Below are 10,940 nucleotides of genomic sequence, written 5' to 3' on the forward strand. Positions count from 1 at the left end.
TCTCCTTCTGCACCATCATCAATGTCCAGGGCCGCAAGTCGCGTTTCCGCTCGGCCGACGATATCGAGAAGCTCGTCCGGATGAACTGGGCGCAGGGCATCCACAAATTCTTCATCACCGACGACAACTTCGCCCGCAACCGCGATTGGGAGGCGATCTTCGCCCGGCTGATCGAACTGAGGGAGAAGGACGGCATTCCGCTCGGCCTGATGATCCAGGTCGATACGCTCTGCCACAAGATCCCCAACTTCATCGAGAAATCGAAACGCGCCGGCGTCACCCGCGTCTTCATCGGCCTTGAGAACGTCAACCCGGACAATCTGACCGCCGCCAAGAAGAACCAGAACAAGATTACCGAATACCGCAAGATGCTGCTCGCCTGGAAGGCCCAGGGCATCATGACGCTGGCCGGCTACATCCTCGGCTTCCCCGCCGATACGCCGGAAAGCATCCGCCGCGACATCCAGATCATCCAGCACGAACTGCCGCTCGATGTCATCGAGTTCTTCGTGCTGACGCCTCTGCCCGGCTCCGAGGATCACCAGACCCTCTGGCGCAAGGGCGTCGAAATGGAGAAGGACCTCAACGTCTACGACGTCGAGCATGTCTGCACCGCGCATGAGAAGATGAGCCGCAAAGAGTGGGAAACCGTCTACCGCGAGGCATGGCCGCTCTATTATTCCCCCGAACATGTGAAGACGCTGCTTCGCCGCGCCGTGGCAACAGGCGTGCCCCTCGCCAGCCTCGTCAAGGTCCTCGTCTCCTTCGCAACGACGGTGCCGCTCGAAAACGTCCACCCGTTGCAGAGCGGCTTGCTGCGCCTCAAGCATCCCTCGGAACTGCGCCCCGGTCTGAAGCCGGTCCATCCGCTGCTCTTCTGGCCGCGTTTTGCCTGGGAAACCGTCAGCAAGCACATGAAGCTTGCGGGCGTGATCGTGAAGATGAGCTACGCCGCCTTCAAGATCGCCAGGGACCCCGCCTCGAAGACCTACATGGATCAGGCGCTGACACCGGTCGAGGATAACGAGGAAGAGCGTCTCGAGCTCTTCACCAAGACCTCGGGCGGCACCGCTGCCGTCACCCACGTCCGCAAGATCGCCAAGCTCACCCAAGCGGCTCCCGCCGCCGAGTGATCAGGCCTCGATCAAATTTGAAAGCTGAACCGCCGCACAATCTCGGAAAATTGAAGCAACTCTCGCGTATTGACCTTGCCGCTGTATTGGCGCTCTCCATCCAAACTCTCCGCGAAGAGCTTTAACGCGTTCTTCATTCGCTTTAGATCCTTGGTCTCGTGAGGAATTCGCGACATCAGATCATCGACAACGCTTACAGTCTCGTTGCCTCTCTCAAGCACCTCCAGCCAGATCGAGAACAGTGATGGAGCGCCCGTTGCGATAGCCAGCTGAGTCATTAGGGCCCTATAGCCGCCCTGCTCCAAAGCCTCCAGTTCCTCATTTTCCATGCCAGCCTTGATGAGACGATAGACATTGAGGAACCTCAAGACGCGACGCGGGGTTGCGCCCAACCATGGGGCCATAGCTAACATGAAGCGGCGCTCGGGCTCTGTAAGCGACATTGGCTCGGAATTAGAGCGACCAGTTTCGCTCTCTGCCACCAAGGGCGCTGGCGGCCCTACAGTCGTTCTGACGTCACCATTTGGCAAATCGACGCGCACGAATGCTCTCCCATCTGCTTCCTCAAGTGCGGCATTGGAGGGAGCGTCAAGATCTGCACTGCTGGGGTTGGTAGCGCTGCTGGGTGCCAATCCTGTTAGAGGTGCGGACAGCGTGGCGAGAAGCTCAACGCTGTTCCCATTGTCCATGGAGCGCACCCAGTATGGTACTTGAAAAATCTTCTCGAGGTAGTCGGCCGGGTTCGCGCTGTCGGAAGGTTGGTCGCCGTGACCCCTGCCAATGAGAGAGCCGTAGTGTGACGTGAGGGATTCTTTCAGCCATCTACTGTCCACCGCGACCATCACGATGAAAAGAGGGAACGACAGAAGAAGGTGTACGGCCTGAAGAACCTCGACGACTTTCTCTGGAGCACATCTATCCAGGTCGTCGATGTAGAGGACAATGCGCTGGAATCCCTCTCTTGTCGTGCCCTTCGGCTGCGTCGATCTAAGCTTTGCCCGGTCGTTGTCGTTTAGAAAATCGCCAGAAGCTTTTACGAGTGCCTCCACGCGAGCCCGATAATATTCCTCGATTTCCGCGGCATTCGCTGCAACATCTTTTCCAACGCCGGCGATCATCGATGAGAGTTGCGTAAAATCCTTCCTTATCGACGCGACCAAGCCTAGATGCTTCGCGTAATGCTCATCTGATGCTCGCTCCTTTACAAATTTGATCAGCCGACCGCTGCCATTCACGCTCGCATATGTGTGCGCTGCGTTCGCTACGTTGTCCCCCGTAGCGTTTAGCATCGCCTCGGCCTCTTCAACCGCCGCAGCAAGCACGCTTAGGTTCCCGGCCTGTGTTTTAAGCTGCTTGCGTTGCTCTCTAGTCTTGAGAGCAACTTTGCGTTCCAACCTGGCGCCGTAACGCTTCACGAGCTTGGTGGCTCGATTGACCCACCAACCGATCGAAATAAGCCACGTCGTCACCCACACCAAAAACGCCGTCAATGTGGTTGCCCCATTCATCGGGACAAAGTCCATTTTCGACAGAACGGACAGAACAATGACGGCGAAGGCTGCGATACCTAGCGCACCCAAAATCGCGCCTTTGCTTCGGGCGGTCTGCCACAGCCCGCGAATTTGAATCGCGAGGCGATATGACGGTTCCTTTAGGTTGGCGGCTTCGGCTTGCAGCTTCGCTGCGTCTTCTGCCAGCTTATCGAGGCCAAGCTTCTGTGCAGCCTCATCGAGGTGATCCCTGATGTCCTCATTGGCGAGCATTTCGCTAAATGCAGATTTGAGCAGCGTCGTTGGATCAGAGAGGATTTTCTCCTCTGCCTCTTTCAGTTTGATCTTGCTCACTTGCAGCACTTTTCCTGCCTCGCGATGCTGCCGCCTGGTCTCGACCAGGCGTTCAGCCGCTTGCAGGTTCAGCTCTCGAGCAGTTGCAAGGTTGTCGAATAGCGTGTCCGATTGCCTGGGATCCTGTTCAAGGTCCCAGCGTTCAAGCTCCGCGAAGATATGCGCAACTAAACTCGCCCAGAGATTTGTTTCAGCATAGTGCCAAGCGTTGAAGCGTATTTGGACTATTTTCGTATGGAAGACCTCAGCGTTGGCTTCGGGCGCTTCGCCTTGGGCGATTGCTTCAACATGCGCTTGGACAAGGCGCATGAAGAAGGACTTTCCACTTCCCCATTCTCCGAATATTGCGAACGCGAGAGGTGGATGAATCGATTTTGCGGCGGCTACCCGAGCAAAGGCTCGCGCCTCAGCTCTTGCACCTAGTCGGTCGTCAAGAGAAACGCCATCCGGATTATCGTTGCCAAGAGGTGCGAAAGTGGGCGCCGTCGATACGGCCCCGAGCGCGGCCCTCCAATTTCTTTGGTCAGCTTGGCTCAATTGCTCCATTGATTCTAAAAAAAGCTTGCGAAGCGCGGGAAGGCTCATATCGACGCGCAGGAGCCGATCGACAACACTTGTCCCGGGCTTCTTCAGGAGGGCGGCCAAAATGCTGTCGGCGGTCAAGTGCCCTACTGCCCCGGAAAAGATCTGTGCCATTCGACCTGCTGCGAGCGCAATTATAGCCTTCACGTTGTCCGACGGGTCGGTTGCCTCAACATCGGCGTCAAACACGGTCCCGCCGTATTCCGCCCTAGCCCCGTTCACAACGCTGGCAAACTTATCACTGCGGGTAACAACCTCGATAAGGGCGGTGCTTCCGCCGGTTTCCCCCAGACCATCATGGTCCAACGCCCCGAGCAGCAGTCGTGTGGATGTCAACTGTGGTGCAGTACCTGACTTTTGGAATCCAGTTGCTACACTGAGAAAGTCGCTGGCGTCGGTCGACCAGCTGGTGGCACCAAGGGGAAGCATCCATTGTGGCACAGGTCGAGCGCCAGACTTTGGGAGGCTGCTGAGGCCAAGAATGCGCTCCCAAGCAGTCATGTCCTCGCCGGCTTGCGGATTTTGCTCGATTCGATCGTAAAGCAGTTGCCGAATTTCTCGGGATCGTATTTCGAAGCCACCAAGGTCCATCAGGTCAGAAATCGTGCGGTTGAGAACCCCTTCGACTTCGAGCATGGCCGCGAAAAAATGACGAAGGTCTGCATTTCGTCGGTCGACCGTCTCTTTTGCGATTTGGCTCGCACGTGCCGCCAAATCGCTTAGGTCGTCGCCACATACCAATGTTTCACCGCCCGAGAGCACGGACATTTCGACCATTATGGTTTTAGCATCTTCGACCGCGTCCAGCAGAGCATCACGTCCAAATTGGGAGGCGAACCATTCCGCAATCCAAGTCGACGTGTTTCCTGCGAGCGGCCTCGCATCATTTGCTAACCCAGCTGATAGGAGACCCAAGAAAAGCGAACGAACGTCCAGAGTATAGAGCTGGCCTTCTCGGAAATAGTGTGCCGCGGCGACCAGTGCTTGAGTGATGCCCGGAGCGCGTTTATTGACGTGTGGAACAACGTCGACAGCTTGCCTTTCCAGCTCTTTCCAAGTCGTCACCCGTCCCTCCGAATCTCCACGATACCACCACTAGCAAGAAGCAATTTTCGGGCGATTGCAACGGGACAATCCACAACTCTCTGTAGATTCGGAGTGCGTCGAGGATGGAAAAAACCGCTCCGCGGCTACGGAGCGGCAAATTGAACGGAGGGAGCCTCCGCTGGGACCGGCTGGAGACGACCGGCACCCGTAGGCAGTCAGGGGAACGTGACTGCCGCCTCGATCAGAGCTGAGAACTGATCAACGACAACTTACCTCATTCGTTCTCACCGGGAACCTATACGAATGTCTGGTTGCCCCTCACGTCATTGGCAGATCGATGTCTCGATTCCACTGCGAAAACGACCGTTTTCCAATATTCCCAACAAACTGAGAGCGGCGCATATTATCCACGCCATGTAGTAGCGTTGGCAGACAGCTGTTGGAGCGCGGCTAACTGTCGTAGTGGCGTATCGCATCCCTAACAGCTGATGGCAGGACTCTCGGGACGCGGACCCGTGCGTCGCGGGAGGAACAGATGCAAGAATCAGCGACCAATGGCGATGAACATGATCTCATTGAAATCACAACAGCGCTTCGCAAGGCGAAGGTGTTGGCGGACCGTAACGGTTTTCAGTTGCTCCACTATCTCCTGAACGTTGYTGAGCAAGAGATATTTGAGATCATGGACCGCGTGGACCCGGAGCTTCTAACAACCAAGCACTAGGCTTCGGTGCGAGCCTCACGAGGCGGGCGTCCAAAAAACGCTTTGTATGCGCGACTGAACGCCGCCTCGGAGTCATATCCCACCGACCGTGCCACGTCCTTGACCGGGTTATTGGACCGCTGGAGCAATTCAGACGCCATCACAAGGCGCCATCGTTGTATATACCGAAGTGGCGGCTCGCCGACGATGTGCTGAAACCTCTCGGCAAAGGACGATCTCGACATCCCGGCAATCGACGCGAGGTTTGCAACTGACCAATCCCCAAGGGGGTCCTTGTGTATCGCAGCCACTACCCTGCTAAGCCGTGGATCGCTGAGTGAGCCGACCCATCCTTGCCTGGCGTCGACGTTTCGAACCCAGCTGCGGATACAGCGGATGACCAGGATATCGATGACCCTGGATATCATTAGCGAGGCGCCTGGTTCACGGTCGACGTCCTCCAGCACCAGAAACCCGGCTACATCACTGATCAAGACGGCAGAGTTGTCATCCTTCCGGCGAATGTGAACCGCGTCCGGCAGTATCCCAAGCAACGGAGCCACCGCATTGGCATTCTCGAACTCGAATGTTGCACTGATCGTGCTCGCTATGACATCTCCGCTTCCGACTTCGACCAACGATGGGATCGCGCCTGCAGCGACGTCGAAAATTACCCAATCGTGCTCGTTGCATATGGGATCAGAGAGAGTGTGGCTTGACGCTCGCGGCATGAAGATGACGTCGCCAGCTTCCGCTCTGAATGGCGGCTGTCCGCCAATGGCAAACAAGGCGCTTCCTTCGCGAATGACATGAAAGCAGGCCGAAATCTTCGGAAGCTTGACACTGAACCCGCCCCTCAGGGACGTCGAGAAGACTCTGTCACCCTTGAGCTGAACATACCTGAGCACGGACGAGAGGAGATCCTCATCCGTTCCGGACGATTGAGCAAGTGTTCCGTTTTCCCCGTCATGGGCTGAAGCCATGATTGTCATTACCTTCCAATGCAGTCGTCACCGACCGTAAAGGCAAACTTCGAAATCAATCAAGTGGCCCTCGCCCAGATTGTTCTTAGGCTCCGCTGCCGGCACCGACTTCAACCCCACCAGCGCACAGCGCTTCGACATTAAGTAGGAATTTTCACATGAACGCCAAGCTTAACGCTCTTCTTGCAACCGCACTGATTGCAACAGCCACTATCGCAACAGACGCCGATGCCAAGAAGCTCAGCACGCATCCGGTTAAGAACATTGTCCTCGTCCACGGCGCGTTTGTCGACGAAACCAGCTGGCAGCCGGTTGCGCAGATCCTTCAGAAGGATGGCTTTCACGTCACGCTGGTTAAGAATCCTCTGACGTCTCTCGACGACGATGTTGCCGCGACTAAGGAAGCATTGAAGGCTCAGAAGGGTGCGGCCATTCTGGTAGGACATTCTTGGGGTGGGGCCGTAATCACCCAGGCGGGCAACGAGCCGAATGTTAAGGCGCTCGTTTACGTGTCCGCCTTTGCTCCGAACGTCGGAGAGTCGCTCTCAGGTCTCGCAGCATCGGGTCCCGCAACTGACGGCGCTAAGGCTATCAAGGTCGATAAGAAGGGGTTCCTGTCGATTGACCAAAAAGCCTTTTCTGCAGTCGTGACCGGCGATCTCCCGGCCCAGATTGGCGAGCAGTTGGCTGCAAATCAGCTGCCGCTGAATCACGTCGCTTTCGAGGCCAAGCTGACCGAAGCCGCTTGGAAAACCAAGCCGACCTATTTTGTCATCAGCACGCAGGACAAGGTGATTGCTCCTGATGCCCAGCATTTCTTCGCGAAGCGCATGAACGCTGCAACCATCGAAGTACCCGGCAGCCACGCATCCCTGGTAAGTCATGCCAAGGAAGTTGCGCTTGAGATCGAGCGTGCAGCAGCTGCTGCTCATTGAAGAATGATGCGTCGGCTCCGGTTAAACTGGAGCCGACTTTTCCATGTCCCAAATCAACGCGAAAAATGTCCTACAAAACCCGCGCCAGATGAGTATTCCTTTGATCGACAAGCCGACTAGTCGGATTGCAGGAGTTATTGGGTTTAGGCGGGGGCGCCACGCGTTTTAAGTAAGGACTGTTTTTGAGCTGGCATGAGATTGTCGCTAAGCAGAATTGCTCGCTACGAGCAATCACTGACGAAGCGCTAATGGTTTGCTCCGATATCGCGCTGTCCGAGGCCCGAGCAAGCCAACTTTTGATCGATATAAACACAGCACATTCCGCCCACCTGATGCTGTTGGATACATTAGTCGCTGAGAGCGTTGATCCTGAACTCAAAGATCAAGCCCGCGAGATCGCTGAAGGCTGGAAGCTGCTCACCGCAATAGCTCAGAACAGATTGGATCTGATCCTGCGGCTATCGAACGCCAAGCGCTCCGGCCACCTCAATTAGGTCTCCTGATGCCTCGACCTGCGGCGGCCTCAAATTCTCTCACCATACCGACGTATAGCTGGACAAGTGTTTGCGCACAGAAGATCTTGAACCATTGAGATTAGCGGTGTGCGCGGAGAGGTATGGACAGTACCTACAACGAAATCATTGTGAGGGAGCGCGGGCGCAAACGTCTCTCGCTGCGCCTACCCGCGCTTCGACCACACCTTAAAGAGGTTCGCGCTTCGCTGATCGACGAACTCTTCGAAGCCTACGATCTCGCGGCAACGACCCTCGAAAATCTCCGTTCCGATCCAAATTCGCCAGTCGATCTCATCGAGGAGTATGAAGTCGTATGCAACGAACTGGAGGCCGATATTTCGAGGCTCTGCACAAAGGTCAAAGCGTCAAACGTCAAGGGCTAGCCGCGCTTCGAGGCACCCCGAATTTGGGGATAAACAGGGAAGCCTTTAAACACTAGATAGATCTCGTCCCTAGCGCAGCGAGGGTGTTGGGACAGGTGGGGTCGCCGGCGGTCCATGACTGGGCCGCCGGCGTGTTTCCTCTATGCGGCGATTGAAGCAAGCTTCTGATCGGAAGCTAGTAGCTTCACTAGATCAACCAGCAGGATGAAACCATTTTTCCCTCTTGCAATCCCATCGATATAGTCCGACTTCCAACTCGAACCTATCTCTGGGGCGCTCACGGTTTCCGTCCGATCGATATCGGCTACTTCATAGACGTGGTCAACAAGTAGACCGAGTAGTAGGTTTCGCTCTTCCCTAGCGATTTCTACCGAGAGTATCCTGGTGTCTTGCGTGATCTCGCCCGGCATGAGGCCAAGGCGACGTCGGAGATCGATAACCGGAATACTCTGACCGCGCACATCCATTAGTCCCAGGAGGAAATTTGGAGCGTTAGGCACCTTAAATGGGGTCGCGTAGTCCAGGACTTCGTTGACCAGTTCGATTGGAAGGGCGAAGACCTCCTCGCCCAGTCCGAAAGTCAGAAAATTCGACATCGTCATCTTCCTTTCTAGGCCGTCTGCTTGAAGTCATCATCGCCGGCGTCGGGACCGCCCATGGACATGTTCAAGGCGAACCCGCGAGCGCGTGCCTGTTGTGCCGAGACGGTATTAGCTTTCGGCTTCAGGCTTGCCGCATGACCAGCAGGTTTGTGTGCGACCGGCCGCGGGTCTCGCGAAATGCTGCTGTTGTCGACCTTAAAGAAGGCAATAGACGACTGCAGCTCCTCAGCTTGTGCCGCCAGCTCTTCGGAAGTCGATGACATCTCTTCAGAAGCGCCCGCGTTTTGCTGAGTGACCTTGTCCAGCTGCTGAATAGCTTCATTGATCTGCGAGGCGCCGATATCCTGCTCTCGGCATGCGGCGCTGATCTCCGATACCAGCTCCGCGGTCTTACGGATATCAGGTACCAATCGGCTCAACATCTCACCGGCTTCGGCGGCAGCCTGCACAGTGTCGCCGGACATCGCGCCGATCTCGGCCGCTGCGGACTGACTGCGCTCTGCGAGCTTACGAACCTCCGACGCAACAACCGCAAATCCCTTGCCGTGTTCGCCAGCGCGGGCTGCTTCCACAGCCGCATTTAGAGCGAGAAGGTCTGTCTGACGGGCAATTTCCTGAACGATCCCGATCTTCTCAGCGATTGTCCGCATTGCTTGCACTGCACGGGTCACGGCCTCGCCGCTTGCCTCTGCGTCCTTAGCGGACTGCCGAGCAATCTGTTCGGTCTGAGCCGCATTGTCTGCGTTCTGCTTGATATTGGCGGCCATCTCCTCCATTGCCGCTGACGCTTCCTCAGCGGACGCCGCTTGCTCGGTTGCGCCCTGCGAGACCTGTTCAGAGCTTGAAGAAAGTTCCTGACTTCCCGATGAAACATTGGTCGATGCCATCAACGCGTCCGCCACGACGCCACGCAGTCGTCCAACCATCTGTTCAAGCGCAATACCCAGCGTGTCCTTTTCAGACAACGGCTTGGGCGACACCATGAGGTCCCCATTCGCAATCTGGTTTGCTATTTTCGATGTGCTGCGCAGATTGCTTGTCATCGTAGACATAGCCTTGACCAGATCACGAATCTCATCATTGCTTTTGTGAACGATTTCCTGGTCGAGATCTCCGATTGCTACGGCGTCGGCGAGGTCTACAGCACGCTTAAGGCCGCGAGAGATGTTCAGGAGAATCCAAACCGCCGCTATTGTTGCGACCAGAATGACGATTATCGTCATGATCAGCAGCGAATTGCGCGAGACCTCATACTGTTCGTTCGTCGCGGCGTCAGTCTCCTCGACGTTAGACGTAACAGTCTCATTGAGCTTCTCGAGCGTCTGAAGGAGCTGACCAATGACTTGCTGTCCATCGCCCATCGAGATGACGCCTGCCTGAGTATTCGATTCGGCGGTGTTTTCTTTGGCCAGCGATACGATCTTGTCCTGCAGCGGCGTCCACCGTTCAAAAAGGTCGTTGACCCTCTGCATGGCAGCGAGAATGTCTGGGTCACTCGATTTGGTCAGCCTTGCATGCAGCTCCCTGATGAGGCCTCTCTGCTCCGCGATCTCAGTCACATAGCCTATAATCTTGGTCGGGTCGGTGTTGATAATGGCGTCCTTCTCAGCTCGTATCGAGCGCAAGACCGCCGAGGATAACTCCCCCGAGTCTCGCAGATTAGCAACCGGTCCGGCGACCATGATCGAGATATCGTTATTGAGTGAGGAGAGATTGAAGATCGAGAGTCCCGCCATCGCGCAAGTGAGGAGAACGATGAAGGTGAAGACCAGCCCTAGTTTAAGTTTGATCGTAAAGCGCATTATATGCTCCGTTTGGATACTTGAAAATGAGGGGCGGTGTGCGACCACGCCGCTTATTCGTGGATATGTGAGACGGCCTTGTGGAGATTGGGGATGATAACGATCTCCCCTCCCCGCTTGACGAGGCAATTGATGTAGTCGGCACGCCAGCGCATGCCGACACTCGGTGGGGGTTCACTCGCCGTCTTTGCGAGCGCGGTGACTTCATTCACCTTGTCGGTCCTGAGGCCAATGAGCGTACGCTCGCCCTGCAGGTCGATTTCGATAACGATGATGCGGCTGTCGATCGTCGCTTCGGTCGCTTCCATGCCGAAGGCGAGGCGCAGATCGGCAAGCGGGATGACCTTGCCGCGAAAATTGATGACGCTGGCCACGAAGGACTGAGCGCCGGGAACGGCGGTCTCAGGCAGA

10 protein-coding genes are annotated in these 10,940 nt (G+C 56.2%); 5 read left to right on the plus strand and 5 right to left on the minus strand.

Going from position 1 to position 10,940, the window contains the following annotated elements; genetic code table 11:
- Positions 1–1,133: B12-binding domain-containing radical SAM protein (locus tag AC1DJO_RS29705; protein ID WP_477974113.1), on the plus strand; the 1,133-nt coding region annotated here is incomplete at its 5' end.
- 11 nt (positions 1,134–1,144) lie between these two features.
- Here the strand turns inward: AC1DJO_RS29705 and AC1DJO_RS29710 are convergent.
- Positions 1,145–4,624, minus strand: a complete 3,480-nt coding sequence (locus AC1DJO_RS29710; RefSeq protein WP_477974114.1) for a P-loop NTPase fold protein — start codon at positions 4,622–4,624, stop codon at positions 1,145–1,147.
- A gap of 517 nt (positions 4,625–5,141) precedes the next feature.
- Here AC1DJO_RS29710 and AC1DJO_RS29715 point away from each other — a divergent pair.
- Positions 5,142–5,330 (plus strand): hypothetical protein, encoded by a 189-nt coding sequence (locus AC1DJO_RS29715; RefSeq protein ID WP_477974115.1) that lies wholly within the window; start codon positions 5,142–5,144, stop codon positions 5,328–5,330.
- On the opposite strand, the gene AC1DJO_RS29720 is transcribed toward AC1DJO_RS29715, so the two are convergent.
- On the minus strand, positions 5,327–6,301 hold the full coding sequence (locus AC1DJO_RS29720) for an AraC family transcriptional regulator (protein ID WP_477974116.1): 975 nt from the start codon (positions 6,299–6,301) through the stop codon (positions 5,327–5,329). The two genes, AC1DJO_RS29715 and AC1DJO_RS29720, sit on opposite strands and share 4 nt — an antisense overlap.
- Before the next feature lie 149 nt (positions 6,302–6,450).
- Between AC1DJO_RS29720 and AC1DJO_RS29725 the strand changes: the two genes are divergently transcribed.
- From AC1DJO_RS29725 to AC1DJO_RS29735, 3 genes are all read left to right on the plus strand, one after another.
- Positions 6,451–7,227 (plus strand): alpha/beta fold hydrolase, encoded by a 777-nt coding sequence (locus AC1DJO_RS29725; protein ID WP_477974117.1) that lies wholly within the window; start codon positions 6,451–6,453, stop codon positions 7,225–7,227.
- A gap of 182 nt (positions 7,228–7,409) precedes the next feature.
- The gene (locus AC1DJO_RS29730) at positions 7,410–7,721 is read left to right on the plus strand and encodes a hypothetical protein (RefSeq protein WP_477974118.1); all 312 of its coding nucleotides are present in this window, start codon (positions 7,410–7,412) and stop codon (positions 7,719–7,721) included.
- 122 nt (positions 7,722–7,843) lie between these two features.
- Entirely contained in the window at positions 7,844–8,125 is a 282-nt protein-coding gene (locus AC1DJO_RS29735; RefSeq protein ID WP_477974119.1) for a hypothetical protein, read from the plus strand.
- 140 nt (positions 8,126–8,265) lie between these two features.
- Here the strand turns inward: AC1DJO_RS29735 and AC1DJO_RS29740 are convergent, their stop codons facing one another.
- The 3 genes from AC1DJO_RS29740 to AC1DJO_RS29750 all read right to left on the minus strand — a co-directional run.
- Positions 8,266–8,721: a chemotaxis protein CheW gene (locus tag AC1DJO_RS29740; RefSeq protein ID WP_477974120.1), complete on the minus strand. Its 456-nt coding sequence runs from the start codon at positions 8,719–8,721 to the stop codon at positions 8,266–8,268.
- A 14-nt stretch (positions 8,722–8,735) separates the two neighbouring features.
- Positions 8,736–10,529, minus strand: coding sequence for a methyl-accepting chemotaxis protein (locus AC1DJO_RS29745; RefSeq protein ID WP_477974121.1), 1,794 nt, complete (start codon positions 10,527–10,529; stop codon positions 8,736–8,738).
- A gap of 53 nt (positions 10,530–10,582) precedes the next feature.
- On the minus strand, positions 10,583–10,940 hold a 358-nt coding region (locus tag AC1DJO_RS29750; RefSeq protein ID WP_477974122.1), incomplete at its 5' end, for a chemotaxis protein CheW.

The sequence above is a fragment of the Rhizobium sp. 05N430 genome (assembly GCF_056396985.1).

What these genes read in the sequence shown, in the direction of transcription:
- AC1DJO_RS29720 (WP_477974116.1), bottom strand. Translation starts at nt 6,301, where the DNA reads ATGACAATCATGGCTTCAGCCCATGACGGGGAAAACGGAACACTTGCT.
- AC1DJO_RS29725 (WP_477974117.1), top strand. Translation starts at nt 6,451, where the DNA reads ATGAACGCCAAGCTTAACGCTCTTCTTGCAACCGCACTGATTGCAACA.
- AC1DJO_RS29745 (WP_477974121.1), bottom strand. Translation starts at nt 10,529, where the DNA reads ATGCGCTTTACGATCAAACTTAAACTAGGGCTGGTCTTCACCTTCATC.
- AC1DJO_RS29735 (WP_477974119.1), top strand. Translation starts at nt 7,844, where the DNA reads ATGGACAGTACCTACAACGAAATCATTGTGAGGGAGCGCGGGCGCAAA.
- AC1DJO_RS29740 (WP_477974120.1), bottom strand. Translation starts at nt 8,721, where the DNA reads ATGTCGAATTTTCTGACTTTCGGACTGGGCGAGGAGGTCTTCGCCCTT.